Here is a 19,034-nt window from a genome sequence, read left to right as displayed (position 1 = left end):
GCGCGGCGCCAGGAGCCCCCCGCCAGCGCTCCCGGGGGGCCTCAAGTGGGCGGTGAGGAAAGCGGGACGGCTAATTCTTTCCAGAGAAGGATAAGAGAAGGAAGCCGTCCCATGGCCTCACCGTACCGAGGAGAGCGAAGCGACTATTCGCCTATTCGAGAGAGTGGAGAAGGAAGTCGCCTCATGGCCTCGGTGCACCGGGGAAAGCGAAAGGGCTGGCGTCGAACCCCCAGATGTGGAGGGTGGAGAAGGAAGCCCTTTCATGGCCCCGGTGCGCAAAACGCTACCAGTCAGGCCGGAACCACGTCGCGCAGATTTTCCGGCGTGAGAATGCGCGACCCGGGGTGCAGCCCTTCCGGGCGCCGCATCCCGACATACGTGACCGGACCCTCGGGCAGACTCCCGCCGTCCCACACCGTGACCTCGGCGCCCATGAGCTCGAACAGCCAGCGCACGGTGAGCTGCTTCCGCTCGACGATGCCGCGCAGCAGCGTCTCGACCGTCACCTTGTTCTCCTCCACGCGGTTGGCCGCGGGGAAGCCCTTCAGGTACAGGTGCAGCCAGTGCGCCCGCCACCGCCCGTCCTCGCCGCGCCGGAACACGAGCGGCAGCGCCACCCGGCCCGGACCGCGCAGATCCGACTTCATCCGCACGGTGCGCGGCTCGAACGGCCGGCCCTGCTGCTCACCCTCGCGCAGCATGAACCCGAAGAAGGACTCCTCGACGTCCAGGAAGCTCTCGCCGGAGAACAGCAGCACCTGCGGCACGATGAACGTTCCGCGCACCGCCCCGAGACGCAGCTCGATGAACTCCGAAGCACCGTCGGGCGCTTCGACCACATCACCGGAGTGCCGGCCCTCGACATCGGTCAGCTGCGTGTACGAGAGCCAGGTGACCTGCTCGTACTCCTCGTCCAGGATCACCGCCGACAGGTCGTAGTCGGTGGTCTCCTCGCGCTCCTTCCAGTACGTGAAGAAGCGCAGCAGCTCACCCTCGACCGGTGACACGGAGCCGCGCGGCAGCACACCGATCCCGGAGGAGACCGCCTTGCCGCTGAGCGGCAGGGCGACGTCGAGAACGTCCGGGTCGACCAGGACGGGCCCCGGGTCCGGGAGCCGGCGCGCGATCTCGGCGTCGAGCACCGCGCTCAGCCGCTCCTTCGCCGCCGCCGGCAGCGCGGCCCGTGTGTCCCCGGTGACCCAGGCACGCCCGAGCCGGTTGATGAACACCCGGCGCGCACCGCCCTGTTCGAGCCGGTCGCCCCGGTTGAGCAGATGCTGCCGTACGGACAGCAGCACACGGCCCGCCACCTGCGGAGCCGTCTGTGCCACGGCGTCGAGCACGAGCGCCCGCGTCTCGTCCGAGTCCGCCGTGCGCAGCAGCCGGTCCACCGACCGCAGCAGCACACCGGGCGCGGACTTGAGCAGCTCCACGGCCCCCGCGAGATCACCCGCGCCGAGCAGCTCCTCGGTCCGGCTCGCGAACGACCGCACCCGCTGCTCACCGCGCGCGACCGCGAACACCTGGGCGGCGTACGGCCACTGCGGGTACTCGTGCGGGTGCAGCCGCTCACCGAGCCGCTTCCACGGCTCACGGTGCCCGGCGACATCGGCGAGCTTCGCGGGCGAGGCCGCCACGACCGCGTCGAGAGCGGCGAGCAGTGCCCGCCGCAGGGGCCGCGACAGGTTCTTGAACCTGGTGGGTGCCACCAGCGACACATCACCGTCCGCCAGCGAGCACGCGAGCCGCAGCAGGTCGGTGACCGTGTCGAGCAGGGGCGCCGCGCCCGTCTTCACGCGTACCTGGTTGATGACGGCACGGTTCTCGCGCACCGGGATCTGCTCGGGCTGCGGGCCGTCCGCGCAGTGCGCGGCCAGGCGCACCAGATCCTCGAGGACGGACTCGCCCAGCGGCGTGGTGCTGGAGGCCAACGCCAGGTACAGCGCGCTGAGTTCGGCCTCCACATCCGCGCCGAGGTGCAGCACGGTCATCCGGTCCCCGGCGGCCGCGATCAGCTCGTCGTGGTGGGTGAGCATCTCCTCGTACGTGTGCTGGTAGCGCCCGTACGAAGGCAGCGTCAGCAGGTTCACCACCCCGGAGCTCAGCTGCTTGAGGGTGCCCTCGCGGGTCTCCTCGTCGGCGAGCGCCTCCCGGATGCACCGCATCCAGAAGTCCAGGGTGTCCGGCACGTTCCGGGGGAAGTCGATGAAGTACGCGTTGTGCCGGACGTGATCGCCGACGAGCTCCCGCACGGCGGCGAGCGTCCGCCCGGCGACCTCGACGACCACGCGCTCGTCGAGCCCGGAGAGCCTCTCGTGGAGCTGAGCCGACAGCTTGAACCCCACGGACATCAGCGCACCGTCCAACTGCCGCGCGGCGACGGCACCTTGACCGGCCGGCCCTGCGGGGGCGGGGATGCGGTAGGTGTGACGGATGACCAGCGATTCCAGAGGGTGGGACATTCCGGCATCGTGACAGAGGCGTACAAGTGTGCGCACTCGGATTTCGGCCGGGCGGACCGGGGGAACGGTGTTGGCCCCGCCCCTGATCCGCGCGCCGAACGACGGCTATCGTGCGGCCATGGAGACCCCCGCCAGCCCCCGCGTCCTCGTCGTCGGACTCGATCCGTACCGGATCGGCGGATCATTCGACCCGGCACCTTTGGCCGCGGCCATCGACAAGGGCCTGGCCACGTTCGCCGAGCACGGCGTGGGAGTCGAGACCTGCCTCATCGGCCCCGACGGAGACGATGAGGAGGCGGCGGTCGTCGCGAAGGCGCTGCGGTCCCATGCGTGGGACTGCGTCGTCGTGGGCGGCGGTCTGCGGCAGTCGGACGATCAACTCGCGCTTTTCGAGCAGGTGATCAACCTGATCCACCGTCACGCGCCTGCCGCCGCCATAGCGTTCAACCGTTCCCCGTCCACCATGTACGAGGCCGCCGCTCGTCGGATCGAGTGAGCCGAGGCCCGCCCCGCGGCGTCAGCGGCGGGCCAGGAGTACGTGTGTGACGGTGGGTGAGCTCACCATTTCGGACACCTTGTAGCCCTCGATCCCGTCGCCCAGGTTGTCGAGCAGCCGCTCGCCGCGGCCGATGAGCAGCGGCGCGATGACCAGATGGAGTTCGTCGATCAACCCGGCCCGCAGGTACTGGTTGATGACCGCCGCGCCGCCGCCGATCCGGACGTCCTTGCCGTCCGCGGCGTCGAACGCACGCCGCAGCACCGCCTCCGGAGGCTCGTCGGTGAAGCGGAAGGTCGTTCCGCCGTCCATCTCCAGCGCGGGGCGCGGATGGTGGGTGTGGACGAAGACGTCGTGGTGGTAGGGCGGGTTCTCGCCCCACCAACCCCTCCAGGACTCGTCCTGCCACGGCCCGCGCCGCGGTCCGAACATGTTCCGGCCCATGATCGTGGCGCCGATGTTCTGATCGCCGCGGACATAGAAGTCGACGTCGATTCCGGTCTTCCCCGCGGCGGCGTCCTGCGACGCCGAGACGAACCAGGCGTGCAGCTCGTCGCCCCAGCCGACGCCGTCGCCGAACGGAGCGTCCTCGCGCTGGTGGAGACCGGCGGCGAAGCCGTCGAGGGAGATCGTCACGTTGTGTACGCGAACCTTGGGCATGTCCGTCACCTCTCGGGTTGGTGTCGTGCTCTCACCCATGCGTCGAACAGAGCCTGCCGGAATCGACATCCTGCCGCGTGTTTTTCCGCGAGCCGTCGGGCGAGGTGTCGCGCGGGGAAATCCGGATGCCGTGCGGGGCACGGTCCTGACACCCTCTGGGCATGTCAGCGCCGCACCGAAGCCGCCGAAAGCTCAGACCCAGCCTGTACATCTCCGTGGACATCGAAGCGGACGGCCCGATCCCCGGCCCGTACTCGATGCTCAGCTTCGGTGCCGCGGTCGCGGGCCGCCACGAGCCCGACGGCACGTACCTTCCGTACGACCCGCAGGAACGCACCTTCTACCGCGAGCTGAGCCCCATCGGCGAGGACTTCGTCCCCGAGGCGCTCGCGGTCAGCGGCCTCGACCGCGCGCGCCTGGTCCGCGAGGGCGCCGAACCGGCCACCGCACTCGCCGAGTTCACCGCCTGGGTGCGCGAGGCCGCCACGGGCGCCCAGCCGGTGATGGCCGGCTACCCAGCCTCGTACGACTGGACGTTCCTCTACTGGTACCTGCTCCGCTTCACCGGCGAGAGCCCCTTCGGGCATTCCGGCTGTCTGGACCTCAAGTCCTTGTACGCGGCGAAGGCCAACCTTCCACTGCGGGCGGTGGCCAAGGGCACGATGCCCCGGCAGCTCCTGTCGACGCGCCGCCACACTCACCACGCGCTGGACGACGCCATCGAGCAGGCCGACCTGTGCAACAACCTGCTGGCGTGGGAGCCCTGAGGGACTGTCATGCTCGCGGGTATGGCGACGGGAGCCTGCGGATCGGCTCGCGGACACCGGTCGGCGCACTGCCGTCCTGGGTGACCCCCGAGATCGCGCGCGGCGGCTTCGCCACGGGCGCGGCGAGCGCAGGTGGACCGCGGGAGCCGTACGAACGGACGCTGGCCCATGAGTTCGGCGTGCCGGCACAACGCTCCGCCCTCTTCGCGTACGCCCTGACCGCACCCGGTCTCGCCTGGCTCGGCGCGCTGCTCGACAGCGGCCGCTACCGGATCGCCCTGCCCGAGGAAGCCGCGCTGCTCACGGCGGCCTGGCCGGCGCACCACGGGGAGACGGAACAGGCAGTCGAACTGGTCGGCGTCCTCGCCCCGTTCGCCGACCGGCTGCGCTTCCTGCCACGCCCGGCGGAGAGCGCCGCACCGGCCGTGGACTCCGTGCATCGGCGCACTGTCGGCGAGGTCGGCGCGGCCCTCGGCCACCGGCAGCCCGGCGAATCCGTGGAGCACCAGCGCGAGGCGCGCACCGTCTGGGGGCCCTTCGCCGACGAACTGCTCAGCCTGTGGCTGGAGACCGCCGAGGACCCCCGGACCGGAACCGTGCTCACCCGCACTCCGGACGAGGGCTGGCGCCGCCGGGCCGCCCTGCTGCTCCAGCGGTACGAGGCGCTGGCCTTGCGGCACACGGGCTGCCGCAAGCGCCGCGGCGCCAAGGGGAATACGGGCATCCTGCGCGCCGCACTCGGCGAGGTGGCGGCCGGGCGTGATCTCGACCCCCGGCAGCTCGGTCTGCTGCGGCACGCCTGTGCGTCCACGGTGCGCAAGCGCGGGCTGCCCGGCTCGCAGCGGCATGCCGCACTGCGTGCGGAACAGGCCGGCCAGGCGCCCTTCCGTCCCACCACGCACTGGCCAAGCTCGTGATCCGCCGACTGGCCGGACTGCCGCCCGCATCCGGGGCCGAGGAGGTCGCACCGCTCGTCGCGCCCGTCGACAACGCCGAGGAACGGGAGACCGGACTGCCCGCCGGTGCCGCGATCCCGCCGGCCCTGCGCAAGGTCGTCGAGCCGGCGCTCAGCGCGCCGGTCGAGGTCCTCGTGGACCGGGGAGTGGCGCCGTCGGCGGAAGTGCTCGCCGAGCTGGTGCCCCAACTGGTCGCCTCCGCCGGCCAGGAGCCCGCCCGGCAGACGCTGCGGCGCGTCGCCGAGCTGGCCGCGGAGCTGCTGGACGGCTCGCTGGACGCGCGCTACTACGGGATCGACTGCGGCACGCTCCGTGAACTGGCAGCAGGGGCAAGGGAGTCGTCCGCCTCCGGCAAGGCGTCCCGCGAGGCCTTCGCGCAGTTGTGCATCCACCGGGCGGGTGCCGGCGGCGATACGTGGTCCGTCGCGGCCAACGGCATGGTGATCGAGCAGGCCCAGATCCTCACCACGCACAACCTCGCCACTCCGGTGAGCCGGGTGGGCATCGAGCCCCGCCAGGGCTGGGAGGAACTGGCGCGGAGCTGCTCCGCGCGGACCTGCCTGATCATCCGCCGACTCCCGGGCCATCCGCGCCCGTCGCGTGCGGTGAAGGACGCGGCGTACGCCTGGCGGCAGCTGCTGTTCTTCCTTTCGCGCTGCGAGACGTCCGCGCGGGAGCGCACCTTGTCCTGGCTGGACGAGGAGACGGACCGTCATCCGGCCGCCGTGGGCCGCCGTCTCGCCCCGGCCGTCGCCGGTCTGCGTTTTGTCGGGGGGGGCGGCGCGTGCGGCCCCGTCGGCGCCGGGGGCGCCGGTGCGCGCCGCTCCCAGGGCTGGTCGGTGCCGGGCCGCCGGCCGGCGCGGGATCCGGCGCTCGAGGAGCCGTCCTGATGTCCCCCTGCTGAGCACCGCTGGGAGGGCCGCGCGCCGAGAATTTTCGGGATGCCCCGTTTTCGTACGCCCCCTGCGGTGGACAATAGGGGCATGAGCCAGCAGGGGGACAGGCGCGAGGGCACCGCAGGCCACGGGGACGACTGGTGGGGGGAGTTGTACGGAGACTCCGCCGACGACGCCGGACCCGGTGCGAGCCCCGAATCCTTGGACGACCGGTTCGCGTCGGCGGCGGACACGGTGGCCGAGGAGGGGGAACAGGGCGCCCTGCCCGGATATCAGGACACGCCTCCCGCGCCGCCCTCGGCCCGCCCGCCGCGCCCGCGCACCTGGACTCCGCTGCCGCGCAACCGGGCACCCGAACCGGCGGCGCAGGCACCCGAACCGATGGCCCCGGCGCCCGAACCGCTGGCCCCGGCGCCCGAACCGCTGGCCCCCGCGCGCGAACCGCTGGCCCCCGCGCCGGACCCGGCGACGCGGGCACCCGAATCGCAGGCGCCGGCGCCGGACCTGACGCCCAGGGCCCCCGAACCACCGCTCGCGACGCCGGCGCAACCCGTGCAAGCGCCACCCGTGCAAGCGGCACCCGCGCAAGCGCCGCTCGCGACGCCGGCGCTCCCCGCACAACCGCCGACCCCCGCGCCTGAGCGTCCCGCCCAGGCGCCGGATGCCTCGCCCACCGAGGCCTACGAGCCCACCGAGACCTACGAGCCCACCGAGACCTACGCGCCCACCAAGCCCTCCGATGCACCCGCACCACCCGCACGACCGGCACCACCCGCACCACCCGCCCCGTCCGCACCACCGACATCGCCCACCCCCAACCCCACCCCCCACGACCGCGACCTCATCGCACCCCCCGGCGCCGAAATCCCCAGCGACCAGGCCCCGGTGGGCCCGGCCCACGCCCCCAGGCACGCCGGTGCGGCCGATGTCAGCGAGGCCGTACGGCGTTCCGCGACGCTGCCCAACTACGTGGGCGACGGCCCGCCCACCTACGACGCCGAGCCCGGAACCCTGCCGCCCGCCGACCCCGACGAGCTGACGGACCTCGTCGCGGACACCGTGCTCGACGGCGCCCGCTACGGCTCGTACACCCTGCGGGCCGGCTCCGTGCGCGGCGACTCCGCGCGTTACCGCGGTGAGGTGCGCAGGGACTCGCTGCTCACCGCCCGCTTCGGCAGCGGGGACGGCGCGCTGGTCCTGGTCGCCATGGCCACCGGCGCCCGCGCGACCCCGGGCGCGCACCTGGCCGCTGCGGAGGCCTGTCACTGGATCGGCCGAGCCGTCGGCCGCAGTCACGCACGGCTGGCCGAGGACATCCGCGCGGCCCGCCGCGGGGACCTCAAGTCGGGCCTGCACCGGCTGACCGACCGCAGCCTCGGCAAGCTGCGCGCGGGCGCGTCCGAGCGGGGCCTCGAACCGGAGGAGTACGCGGCCACCTCGCTGCGCTGTCTGCTGCTGCCCGCCGACCCCGAATGCCGCACCCGTGTGTTCTTCGGCGTCGGCGGCGGCGGACTGTTCCGCCTCAGGAACGGCGAATGGCAGGACATCGAGCCCAAGGTCGCCGACACCGCGGGCGAGCCCGTGGTCGGTTTCGGCTCCGTTCCCTCCGAGACCGCCGAGGGCGACCGCCTGACCATGGATCTCGGGATCACCACGCTCCCGAGCCCGTACGACGAACCGCAGGGCCCGCCCCGCGAACCCTTCCGCTTCCGCGCCTCGGTCGCCCGCCCGGGCGACGCCCTGCTCCTGTGCAGCGGCGGCCTCGCCGAGCCGCTGCGCGGCGAGGCCGCCCTCGCGGGCGTCCTGAGGGAGCGCTGGGGCGAAGCCGAGCCCCCGGGCCTCGCCGACTTCCTCGCCGACATCCAGCTCCGCGTGAAGGGGTACGCGGACGACCGCACGGCCGCCGCCGTCTGGGAGGCATGAGACCGGCTCCGCGGCCCGGTGCACCGGGCGACATAACACCCCTATGCGCGGATCATGGGCTGCAACGATCACCGCCGTACGTATCGCCGCATACGAGTACGAGGAGTGCAGACCCCATGGCCAAGCAGAACGTCGCCGAGCAGTTCGTCGACATCCTCACGCGCGCAGGCGTCCGCAGGATGTACGGAGTCGTCGGCGACAGCCTGAACCCGGTCGTCGACGCGATCCGCCGCAACGCCGCCATCGAGTGGATCCAGGTCCGCCACGAGGAGACCGCCGCCTTCGCGGCCGCCGCCGAAGCACAGGTCACCGGCAATCTCGCCGCCTGCGCCGGCTCCTGCGGCCCGGGCAATCTGCACCTCATCAACGGCCTGTACGACGCGCACCGCTCCATGGCCCCGGTGCTCGCCCTCGCCTCGCACATCCCCTCGCACGAGATCGGGCTCGGGTACTTCCAGGAGACCCACCCCGACCAGCTGTTCCGCGAGTGCAGCCACTACAGCGAAATGATCTCCAACCCGAAGCAGATGCCGCGCCTGCTGCAGACCGCGATCCAGCACGCGGTCGGGCAGCGGGGCGTCAGCGTGGTCACGCTGCCCGGCGACGTGGCCGACGAGCAGGCCCCCGAGAAGGCCGCCGAGACCTCCCTCGTCACCTCCCGTCCCACGATCCGCCCCGGCGACTCGGACCTGGAGAAGCTGGTCCGGATGGTCGACGAGGCCGAGAAGGTCACGCTGTTCTGCGGCAGCGGCACGGCCGGCGCGCACGCCGAGGTCATGGAGTTCGCCGAGAAGGTCAAGTCCCCGGTCGGACACGCGCTGCGCGGCAAGGAGTGGATCCAGTACGACAACCCGTACGACGTCGGCATGAGCGGTCTGCTCGGCTACGGCGCCGCGTACGAGGCCACCCACGAGTGCGATCTGCTGATCCTGCTCGGCACCGACTTCCCGTACAACGCCTTCCTGCCGGACGACGTGAAGATCGTCCAGGTCGACATCCGCCCCGAACACCTCGGCCGCCGCTCCCGCCTCGACCTCGCCGTATGGGGCGATGTGCGCGAGACGCTGCGCTGTCTGACGCCGAGGGTGCGGGCGAAGAACAACCGCAAGTTCCTCGACAAGATGCTCAAGAAGCACGCCGACGCCCTCGAAGGCGTGGTCAAGGCGTACACCCGCAAGGTCGAGAAGCACGTCCCGATCCACCCCGAGTACGTGGCCTCGGTCCTCGACGAACTGGCCGACGACGACGCCGTGTTCACCGTGGACACCGGCATGTGCAACGTCTGGGCCGCGCGCTACATCAGCCCCAACGGCCGCCGCCGCATCATCGGTTCCTTCTCGCACGGCTCAATGGCCAACGCGCTGCCGCACGCCATCGGCGCCCAGTTCACCGACCGCAACCGCCAGGTGATCTCGATGTCCGGCGACGGCGGATTCTCCATGCTGATGGGCGACTTCCTCACGCTCGTCCAGTACGACCTGCCCGTGAAGGTCATCCTCTTCAACAACTCCTCGCTCGGCATGGTCGAGCTGGAGATGCTCGTGGCAGGGCTGCCCTCCTTCGGCACCGGCAACAAGAACCCCGACTTCGCCGCCGTCGCCCGTGCCTGCGGCGCCTACGGCGTACGGGTGGAGAAGCCGAAGCAGCTCGCGGGCGCGCTCAAGGACGCCTTCAAGCACAAGGGCCCCGCGCTCGTCGACGTGGTCACCGACCCCAACGCGCTCTCCATCCCGCCGAAGATCAGCGCCGACATGGTGACGGGCTTCGCGCTCTCCGCCAGCAAGATCGTGCTCGACGGAGGGGTGGGCCGGATGCTCCAGATGGCCCGCTCCAACCTGCGCAATGTGCCCAGGCCCTGATAGGTGAGGGGCCGCCGGCGGCGTGTCGAGATCATGCGGGGTGTGTCGGTGGGCCGTACGAGTGGACTAGGCGGCAGGGCGGCCGAGTCCGGCGATCGGTGCGGAAAGTGTCATTGAGTGATCGTCACACTTTCTCCACAGAAAGGCCCGTGCTACTCATGACCGCCTACCGCCGTGTCTCCGCTGTCGCCGTCGCAGCCCTCCTCATCTCCGGCATCGCCGCCCCGGCCGCCATGGCCGCCACCCCCGAAAGCGCCCCGGCCGCCTCGGTCGTCGCGCCGGGTCCCAACACCGTGCTCGTCGGTGCGGGTCTCTCCCTCGACCTCGAGGACCTTCTCGACCTCGAAGCCCACGGCATCGTGGCCGTAGGCCTCAAGGGTGCCGCCGTCGTCGACGGCGAGGTGAAGCTCAAGGTCGGCAAGAACAGCGTCCTGACGCACAAGAACAAGAAGATCGTCGGCGGCAAGGTCGCGCTCCAGGGCGGCGTCGAGCTGCGCAAGGCCGGCAAGAAGATCGTCGTCTCCGACGTGGCGGTCGACATCCGCACCGGTCTGATCACCGCGAAGGTGGGCGCCCAGGTGGGCGTCGGCACGGTCGTCAAGCTCGGTTCGGTGCTCAAGACCGACGAGGTGCACGCCGAGCTGTGGGAGAACTCCAGCAAGGCCACGCTGTCCCTGGCGACGGACGGCATCGCGCTCAACGCCGCGGTCCTGGCGGACCTCGGCACCCGGATCGGCGCCTGCATCGAGGTCGACGCGGACACCGTGGTCGACGCCGACCTCGACGTGGTCCTCGACCTCGCGGTCGGCTCCGTCGTCGACGTCGACCTGGTCGCCGCGCTCGGTCTCGACGTCGCCCTGGGCCTCGACCTGGACCTGGGCCTCGACCTGGACGCGATCCTGGACCTGGACCTGGGTCCGGCCCGGGCCCGGGCCCCCCCCAACCCGCCCCGCGCGCCCCCCCTCCCTGTGCCCGGCCCCCCCCCCGGGGGGCCCGGGCACAGGGGCGTCCGGGCTCAGGCGGGCCGCAGCCGCAGCGTCACGATCTGGAACGGGCGCAGCGACAGGGTGAGCCCCGTCGCGTCCGTCTCCGCCCCGCCCACCGGCCGTTCGAGCAGGTCCGTCACCTCCGCCCGTGCCACCGGGAACGAGGCCGTGAGCCGGGCCCTGGCCCGGCCGCCGCGCGACTCGTAGAGCCGTACGACCACATCGCCGCTGCGGTCCTCGGCGAGCTTCACCGCCTCGACGGTGACCGCCGGGTCGTCCACCGTGACCAGCGGTGCCACGGCCGGAGCGTCCGCCACCCGCAGCGGCAGATTGAGCGCGAGGCCCTCGGCCACCGCGTCCCCGGTCGAGGCACCCACAAGCAGCGCGTACGTGAACCGGTGCGTGCCCAGATCCGTCTCGGGGTCGGGGGAGTGCGGGGCCCTCAGGAGCGTGAGGCGGACCGTGGTCCCCAGGCCCTCCTCGTGCGGGGTGCGGGTGACGTCATGGCCGTACGTGGAGTCGTTGAGCAGCGCGACGCCGTAGCCCTCCTCCGCCACCCGCAGCCAGCGGTGCGCGCAGATCTCGAAACGGGCCGCGTCCCAGCCGGTATTGGCGTGCGTGGGCCGGTGCACATGCCCGAACTGGATCTCCGCCGCCGACCTTTCGGCCTGTACGTCCAGCGGGAAGGCCGCCTTGAGCACCTTCTCGGACTCCTGCCAGTCCACGTCCGTGACGATGTCGAGCCGCCGGCTGCCGGTCGTGAGCCGGATCTCCTGGGTGATACGGGAGGAGCCGAAGGACCGCACCACCCGCACGACGGCCCGCAGGGCGTTCGCCTCCACCAGCTCCACCGACTCGGCGGCCGTGAGGTCGGTGTGCTTGCGCCGGTAGTGCTTGTCGATGTCCCAGGCGTCGTACTCGTTGGGGTGGTCGGGGTGCAGCTGGAGCAGGTTGCCGCGGGTGCCAGGCGCGAGGACCTCACGGCCGGCGTCCAGGTCCCGTACGGACGTGAGGAGTCCGTCGGTGCCGACGGTCACGGCCAGATGCTCGTTCGCGAGCAGGATGCCCTCGTCCGTCTCCTGTGCCGTGAGCGCCGAGTCCCGGGTGTGGGCGGCGGCCACGGCGAGGCTCTTGGTGGCAAGGCCCTGGACGTTGACGTGCACCGGGCCGTCCGGGGTCTCGACCACCTCGCTCCGGGCGTACGGCGACGAGTTGAGGACGGACGGTCCGGCCGGGCCGCCGAGGTGGCGCACCGCATCGGACGTGAGCGCGTCGAGTTCGGCGAGGACCTGTCCGTACGTCTCCCGTGCCTCGCGGTGCACCCAGGCGATCGACGAGCCCGGCAGGATGTCGTGGAACTGGTGGAGCAGGACCGTCTTCCAGAGGCGGTCCAGAGCGTCGTACGGATAGACGTACTCGCTGGATCGCAGCGCTGCCGCCGTGCACCACAACTCGGTCTCCCGCAGCCGGTGTTCACTGCGGCGGTTGCCCTGCTTCGTCTTGGCCTGGGTGGTGTACGTGGCCCGGTGGAACTCCAGGTACAGCTCACCCGACCAGACCGGGGCGGCCTCGGCGTACTCCTCCTCGGCGGCCTGGAAGAACACCGAAGGCTTCTCGATCTCGACGCGCGGGGAGCCCTCGAGGGAACGCAGCCGGCGGGCCCGCTCCAGCATCTCGCGGGTGGGACCGCCGCCGCCGTCGCCCCACCCGAAGGGGACAAGGGAGCGCGAGGCGCGGCCCTTGTCGGCGAAGTTCTTCTCCGCGTGCGCCAGTTCGCTGCCGAGGAACTGCGAGTTGTACGTGTCCACCGGCGGGAAGTGCGTGAAGACCCGGGTGCCGTCGATGCCCTCCCACCAGAACGTGTGGTGCGGCATCTTGTTCGTCTGGTTCCAGGACAGCTTCTGCGTGAGGAACCAGCGCACGCCCGCGAGCTTCGCCAGCTGCGGGAAGGCCGCGGTGTAGCCGAAGGAGTCCGGCAGCCAGATCTCCTCGGTCTCGACCCCGAGCTCCTCCTCGAAGAACCGTTTGCCGTGCACGATCTGCCGGGCGAGTGCCTCACCACCCGGCATGTTCGCGTCCGACTCCACCCACATCGAGCCGACCGGCGCCCAATTGCCGTCCGCGACCGCCTTCTTGATGCGCTCCCAGATATGCGGCTGGTGCTCCTTGACCCAGGCGTACTGCTGCGCCTGCGAGCAGGAGAAGATCAGCTCGGGATAGTCGCGGGCGAGTGCGGTGACATTGGCGAAGGTGCGCGACGCTTTGCGCACCGTCTCGCGCAGCGGCCACAGCCAGGCCGAGTCGATGTGCGCGTGGCCGGTCGCCGAGATGCGGTGGGCGCTGGCGGCGGCGGGTTTGGCGAGTTCGCCGCAGAGCGCGGTCCGCGCGGCGGCGGCCGTGCCCGGTACGTCATGCAGATCGAGCGCGTCCAGCATGTCCTCCAGGGCGCGCAGGATCTCGTGGTGCCTGGGCCGGTCGGCCGGCAGCTCCCGCATCAGCTCCGAGAGCACCTCGATGTCCAGGACCAACTGCCATACGTCCACGTTGAGTACGGCGAGGTCGGCAGAGGCGAATCTGTAGATGGGCCGATCCCCTGCGGTCAGGATGTCGCCCAGGTGCGTGGGCGTGAAATCGCGCAGGACGGCCGGGTTCGCCGCCGCCTCGAACAGCAGTCGCACCCCCTCACCGCCCTCCGCACGCTCCGCGACGGTCAGATGCCGGTTCCGCGGGTGAATTCCCTTGAGCGGTACGCCGGTCGCGTCGTACAGCATCCCTTCCGCCTGGAACCCCGGGCCGTCCCCGCTGAACCCGGGGTCGACGACCACCTCCACATGCCGGCCCGCCCACGTTGCCGGTACGGCGCCTTCCAGGCGGAACCAGCTGGTGGACCAGGGGCTGCCCCAGGGGGTCCCCGTCGCAAAGGGGACATAGGTGGCCTCCAGGGCCTCGCCCACCGGCACCGGCTCGCCCGGCGCATGCCATACGGAGAGGGAGAGAGGCGCCCGCTCCCCGTACTGGGCGGGGCGGATGAACTGGCGCAGGGCACGTTCCAGACGCCCTTGCACCAGCTGTCGGTCGTCGTGCATCACGGCTCCTGTTCGATTGCCGGTCGGCTCACACGCGCTGCTCCTGATGTTCCCCGCTTCCCGCCCGAAGGCCCCGATACGCCGCGCCCTGCGCTTAGTTGACGAATCGACATGCGTGGTGCCCGGGATGGGCGGGAATGCATCCCGTGAACCTGTTCGAGGGAGCAGGGCCGCCGGAAGTACGTGAGCGAGTACGAGCAAGGACGCAGAAGGGGAGCAGCCATCGGCGCACGGGGCGGGGTCATGACAGGGCAGGCAAGGCAGTGGTCGGCCGGCAGTGCCACGGCGCAGGGGGAGAAGACATCCCTCAGGTGCAGACTCGGACGCTCCGATCTGCGGGCGGTGTCCGAAGTGCGCCGCGCGCTCAGGGAGTTGCTCGCACAGTGGGGCAAGCCCGGACGCTCGGAAGTGGCGGAGCTGCTGACCAGCGAGATAGTCACCAACGCACTGGTGCATACGGAGTACGACGCGGTCCTCACCGCGACCGTGGAGCCCGAGCGGCTACGGGTCGAGGTGCGGGACTACACGGACCGCAGGCTCAGGGCGCGGGTACCGCACGCCGACGACGGTACGCGCACCAACGGCAGGGGTCTGCTGCTCGTCCAGTCCTTGGCGGACGCCTGGGGTGTCCGCCCGTACAGATCGGGAAAGGTGGTGTGGTTCGAACTCGACAGCGGCCCGGCCTGATGTGACGCGGGACCGGACCGCCGCACGATGTGGGGGCGCCCCGAGGGGGCGCCCCCGACTGTTGTGACGCTCAGCCGAATTGCTGCTCCAGATCCTTGAGCTTCTGCTCGAGGGAGTCCAGTCGTGGAAGCGTCTGGGTGTCGTCCTCCGCGGTGAGGTCGACGGGGACCGGACCGTCAGTGGCGGTCACGGCCTGCAGGGAGGGCCGGGTGCGTACGGGCAGTTGCCCCGCCCTCGCTATGCCAGCCCCCCCGCCGGACGGCGGCCTGCCGGCCCCGGGCGCGCCCGCCCCGACCCCGAGCCGGTTGCCCGTGCGGCGCCCGCCGTTGAAGGCATGGCCCCGGCTCACGGCCTTGAGGCGGGCGCGCTCCATCCGGTCGTGCTCGCGCCTGCGCAGCCGGTTCTGCTCCTTGTCCTTGCGGTCCTCGCGTACCTCTTCGACCGCCTCGTCCAGGGTCCGTACGCCTTCGAGCAGCATCAGCGACCACGCGCCGAAGGTCTCCCGCGGCGCACGCAGCCAGCGCACGATACGGATCTGCGGCAGCGGACGCGGCACCAGGCCCTGTTCGCGCAGAGCGGCCCGGCGGGTCTGCTTGAGCGCACGGTCGAAGAGCACCGCCGCGCTCAGCGACATCCCCGCGAAGAACTGCGGCGCGCCCGCGTGGCCGAGACCCCTGGGCGCGTGCACCCAGTTGAACCAGGCAGCGGCGCCAGCGAAGGTCCACACGAGCAGGCGGGAACCGAGCGCCGCGTCGCCGTGGCTGGCCTCGCGCACCGCGAGGACCGAACAGAACATCGCCGCACCGTCGAGGCCGAAGGGGACCAAGTACTCCCAGCCGCCGGACAGGTTGAGGTTCTGCCGGCCGAAGCCGACCAGGCCGTGAAAGGAGAGTGCGGCCGCGACGGCGGCACAGCAGAAAAGGAGAAGGTACGAGGCCGATCCGTAGATGGCCTCCTTGCGCCGGCGCCGCTCCTCGCTGCGCTCCCAGGAGTCCTGCTCCGCCGCGGCGGCCTTCGCACCGGCCCGCTTGCCGCGCGTGAGCACCGCAACCGCCACCAGCATGCCGAGCAGCAGCACCCCGCCGGGAAGCAGCCAGTCCAGCGATATGTCGGTCATTCTCATCTGGGTCCCTTGCGTCTGCGCTGACGGCGTTCCGGCGACATCCTGGCGCAGAAGCGGAGGGGCTCAGGGGCGTTTCCGGGCAAGAGAACGCCAAGGGGGTCGGAGGGGCTACGGATGGGTGGTTTCTGGTCGAACTGCCGTGCTGGCAAGGCGAGTTGAGTTCGAGTAGTCCCACTCGATCGGGTGGTTCAGCGGGAGTTGCTTGCGCTCAGTTTGACGATCCGTTCGGCATCGCACGTACGCGGGCACGTCACGCAGGTGTCGTCGGGGCGCAGCGTGTAGAAGAGGCAGCAGCTCGCGCGGTCCCGCGTGGGCAGCGCCTCGCCGTTCGGTCCGGTGAGCTCACGGAACGCCGGCGTCCCCACGTACGGCTTCGTGGTGCCCGGGAGCAGTTCCTCGAGCTCGGCCATCGCGCGGCGCTCCTCGCCGAGGAGATGCGCGATGTACCAGAGGCCCTCGACGATCTCGTCGGTGGCCATGCCCCACAGCGCGCGCGGCCCTCGTCGCATCCGCGGTCCGAAGCCTCCGAGCCCCGGACCCCGGTGCTCGGCGGCCGCCGCACCGGCCTCAGCGCCGCTTCGTCGGGCACGACCCGTGCACCCGGCGAAGCGGCCAGTGGATCACCCGGCAGGCAGGCGAACTCCTCGATCCGTACGGCCATCTTTCCGAGGGTGCGCTGAAAGGTGACGTTCGCCACGGGCACGCGCGGTACCCGGCGCCTGAGGAACCACGGGACGGTGATCAGCAGACAGGCCGGCCAGGCGTAGCGGTGCAGGCCGAAACTGGCGATGACGTCCGGGCGGGCCTGCTGCCCGTAATCCCGGAGCACCTGTGCGTCGTCCCAGGCAAGAAAGGCGTCGAGAGCGGCCCCGCCTTCCGCGAGCCGGGCGGCTGCGACCCAGCCACCGCCCTGCGGGGCCTGCTCACCGTCGCCGAGTTCGTGCACCGCGAGTCCCCCGAACACCTCGGTCAGGCGCGCGTACGCATCCGCGACAGCCGAGGGGGCTGCGCGTACGGCGCCTGGCAGAGCGGCGTCAAGGGACATGCGGGGACCACCGAATCGCGATCGTTAGCAGGTAAGCCTTACCTTACCCTGCGGATTCGATGTTTGAACTGCGGGTCGTCCGAGCGGGGCAGTGGCACCCGCGGGCCGAGGTGCAGGGCTTTTCGACAGGGGCGCACCGAATGCCTATCTTCTTACGTGGGCCGAGCGGCTCGGTGGACAGGATGGCGGGGGAGGTGACCCACGTGGAGCAGGCGCGCGCACGAGGTGTCGCCGAGCCGGCGTACCCGGCCGTGGCGCACATCCCCGCTCAGATGACCCGCGAGCAGGCTCGTGGCGGGCAGACCCGTGGCGCGCAAGGCGGCGACGAGCAGGTCCGGGGTGAACAGGTCCGGGGCGAGCACGTCCGTGGTGAGCAGGTCCGGGGCGAGCACACGCACAGCGAGCCGGCGCCGCCGATTCCCGTCCAGCGCCATTCCGTACGGGGCCAGATCCTCGAAGCCCTGCGTGCCGCCCTCGTCGGCGGCGAGCTGGAGCCCGGCGAGGTGTACTCGGCGCCCGTGCTCGCGGCCCGCTTCGGAGTGTCCGCCACTCCCGTACGCGAGGCCATGCAGCAGCTCGCCCACGAGGGCGCCGTCGAGGTGGTGCCCAACCGCGGCTTCCGCGTCGCGGAGCGCAGCGCCCGCGAGCTGGCCGAACTGATCGAGATCCGCTCGCTGTTGGAGGTCCCGGTGATGCTGCGCCTCGCGCGCACCGTGCCGGCCCGGCAGTGGGCCGCCCTGCGGCCGCTCGCCGAAGCGACCGTGACGGCGGCGGCGCGCGGGGACATCGCCGCGTATGTCGACGCGGACCGCGCCTTCCACGGCGCGATCCTCACCTTGTCCGGCAACCAGCAGCTCGTCATGGTCGCCGACGACCTCCACCGCCGCTCCCAGTGGCCGCTCGCCACCGGTCCGGTGCACGTCCGCCGCGCCGACCTGATCGCCGACGCGGCGGAGCACACGGCACTCCTGGACGCGCTCGTGGCCCAGGACCTCACGGTGGTGAACTCGCTGGTGCGGGAGCACTTCAACGGGGCGCAGTAGCGGTTCAGGGGTTTCGGGGATCAGGTCGCCGAGACGCCGCCGTCAGGTCGCCGAGAAACCGTCGTCAGGTCGCCGAGACGCCGCCGTCACGTTGCCGAGAAGCCGCCGTCCACGAACAGGGTCTGGCCGGTCATGTAGCGGGCGGCGTCGCTCGCGAGGAACAGGGCCGGGCCCGCGAAGTCCTCAGGGGTGCCGTTGCGGCCCATCATCGTGCGTGCGGCCAGCGCTTCGGCGCGGGCCGGGTCGCTGAACACCGCCTCGGTGAGCGGGGTTTCGACGAAGCCGGGGCCAAGTGCGTTGACGCAGACGCCCTTACGGGACCAGGCCTCGGCCTGGGAACGGGTGAGGGCGCAGATCGCGGCCTTGGAGACCCCGTACGCGCCGCTGTTGCCGAACGCGCGCAGGGACTGCTGGGAGGCGAGGTGGATGATCCGGCCCCAGCCGCGTTCGGCCATCCTCGGGCCGAAGCGCTGGCCCAGGACGAACGGGGCGTCGAGGTTCACGGCCATCGTCGTGTCCCAGTCGGCGGTCGTCAGGTCGTCCAGCGGGGGGCGGAGGTTGATGCCCGCGGAGGTGACCAGGATGTCCGGTTCGCCGTACGGCCGCACCGCTTCCTCGGCGGGCGCGCGCCGGGCGTCGCGGGCGCCGGCGGCGGGCGTGACGGAGGGTGCCTCCCGGCCCCCCTCCCGCCGCCGCCCGTCTCCTCGAGCGCACCGGCCCCGCGGGCCACCAGTCCGACCCTTGCTCCCGCCCGGGCCAGGGCGGTGGCGATGGCTCTTCCGATGCCGGAGCTTCCGCCGGTGATCAGTGCGGTGCGGTCGGTCAGGCCGAAGTGGGTGGCGAGGTGCGGGGTCGGGTCGGTGCTCATGGGGTGATCTTGCCGGATGGGTGCGGGGGGCTTTGAGGGTGGGTGGGGTGCGGGTGGGTGCCTGCGGCGGGCTGTTTCCCCTGCCCGCCCCTTCCCGAAACCTTCGGTTGGCGCCCCCCCCCCCCCCCCCCCCCCCCCCTTCGTGTGTCCCCTCTCCCCCCCGGGGGGGGCTGGGGG

General features: G+C 71.7%; 12 protein-coding genes and 2 pseudogenes. 8 read left to right on the top strand and 6 right to left on the bottom strand.

The window, feature by feature from the left end; all coding sequences use genetic code 11:
* Positions 1–290: 290 nt before the first annotated feature.
* Positions 291–2,462: a hypothetical protein gene (locus JAO81_RS06735; RefSeq protein WP_199546843.1), complete on the bottom strand. Its 2,172-nt coding sequence runs from the start codon at positions 2,460–2,462 to the stop codon at positions 291–293.
* 118 nt (positions 2,463–2,580) lie between these two features.
* Here JAO81_RS06735 and JAO81_RS06730 point away from each other — a divergent pair, with 118 nt between their 5' ends.
* Positions 2,581–2,958: a hypothetical protein gene (locus tag JAO81_RS06730; RefSeq protein WP_199546842.1), complete on the top strand. Its 378-nt coding sequence runs from the start codon at positions 2,581–2,583 to the stop codon at positions 2,956–2,958.
* Positions 2,959–2,979: 21 nt separating this feature from the next.
* Here the strand turns inward: JAO81_RS06730 and JAO81_RS06725 are convergent, their stop codons facing one another.
* Positions 2,980–3,618, bottom strand: coding sequence for a dihydrofolate reductase family protein (locus JAO81_RS06725; RefSeq protein WP_199546841.1), 639 nt, complete (start codon positions 3,616–3,618; stop codon positions 2,980–2,982).
* 161 nt (positions 3,619–3,779) lie between these two features.
* Between JAO81_RS06725 and JAO81_RS06720 the strand changes: the two genes are divergently transcribed.
* From JAO81_RS06720 to JAO81_RS06705, 5 genes are all read left to right on the top strand, one after another.
* Positions 3,780–4,385: an exonuclease gene (locus JAO81_RS06720; RefSeq protein ID WP_199546840.1), complete on the top strand. Its 606-nt coding sequence runs from the start codon at positions 3,780–3,782 to the stop codon at positions 4,383–4,385.
* The gene (locus tag JAO81_RS42295) at positions 4,373–5,302 is read left to right on the top strand and encodes a hypothetical protein (RefSeq protein WP_233415010.1); all 930 of its coding nucleotides are present in this window, start codon (positions 4,373–4,375) and stop codon (positions 5,300–5,302) included. Before JAO81_RS06720 ends, JAO81_RS42295 begins: the two co-directional genes overlap by 13 nt.
* The gene (locus JAO81_RS42290) at positions 5,299–6,231 is read left to right on the top strand and encodes a hypothetical protein (RefSeq protein WP_233415009.1); all 933 of its coding nucleotides are present in this window, start codon (positions 5,299–5,301) and stop codon (positions 6,229–6,231) included. The genes JAO81_RS42295 and JAO81_RS42290 overlap by 4 nt, the downstream gene beginning before the upstream one ends.
* Before the next feature lie 93 nt (positions 6,232–6,324).
* A complete protein-coding gene (locus tag JAO81_RS06710) occupies positions 6,325–8,160 on the top strand; it encodes a protein phosphatase 2C domain-containing protein (protein WP_233415008.1) in 1,836 nt (611 codons plus the stop codon).
* 116 nt (positions 8,161–8,276) lie between these two features.
* The gene (locus JAO81_RS06705; protein WP_199546838.1) at positions 8,277–10,019 is read left to right on the top strand and encodes a pyruvate dehydrogenase; all 1,743 of its coding nucleotides are present in this window, start codon (positions 8,277–8,279) and stop codon (positions 10,017–10,019) included.
* Between the two features lie 1,015 nt (positions 10,020–11,034).
* On the opposite strand, the gene JAO81_RS06700 is transcribed toward JAO81_RS06705, so the two are convergent.
* Complete coding sequence (locus JAO81_RS06700) at positions 11,035–14,091, bottom strand: glycoside hydrolase family 38 C-terminal domain-containing protein (RefSeq protein ID WP_199546837.1); 3,057 nt, start codon at positions 14,089–14,091, stop codon at positions 11,035–11,037.
* 243 nt (positions 14,092–14,334) lie between these two features.
* Between JAO81_RS06700 and JAO81_RS06695 the strand changes: the two genes are divergently transcribed.
* The gene (locus JAO81_RS06695; protein ID WP_199546836.1) at positions 14,335–14,778 is read left to right on the top strand and encodes an ATP-binding protein; all 444 of its coding nucleotides are present in this window, start codon (positions 14,335–14,337) and stop codon (positions 14,776–14,778) included.
* A gap of 70 nt (positions 14,779–14,848) precedes the next feature.
* Here JAO81_RS06695 and JAO81_RS06690 read toward each other — a convergent pair whose 3' ends face one another.
* The gene (locus JAO81_RS06690) at positions 14,849–15,901 is read right to left on the bottom strand and encodes a DUF2637 domain-containing protein (RefSeq protein ID WP_199546835.1); all 1,053 of its coding nucleotides are present in this window, start codon (positions 15,899–15,901) and stop codon (positions 14,849–14,851) included.
* 188 nt (positions 15,902–16,089) lie between these two features.
* Positions 16,090–16,946: pseudogene (locus JAO81_RS06685) on the bottom strand ((2Fe-2S)-binding protein).
* A gap of 203 nt (positions 16,947–17,149) precedes the next feature.
* Between JAO81_RS06685 and JAO81_RS06680 the strand changes: the two are divergent.
* Entirely contained in the window at positions 17,150–17,989 is an 840-nt protein-coding gene (locus JAO81_RS06680) for a GntR family transcriptional regulator (RefSeq protein WP_307813208.1), read from the top strand.
* A gap of 86 nt (positions 17,990–18,075) precedes the next feature.
* Here the strand turns inward: JAO81_RS06680 and JAO81_RS06675 are convergent.
* Positions 18,076–18,857 (bottom strand): annotated as a pseudogene (locus tag JAO81_RS06675) (SDR family NAD(P)-dependent oxidoreductase).
* Positions 18,858–19,034 lie beyond the last annotated feature (177 nt).

This window comes from Streptomyces sp. N35 (assembly GCF_016464295.1).
In the GTDB taxonomy this organism is placed as follows: domain Bacteria; phylum Actinomycetota; class Actinomycetes; order Streptomycetales; family Streptomycetaceae; genus Streptomyces.
This window is presented reverse-complemented; position numbering and strand designations above follow the sequence as displayed.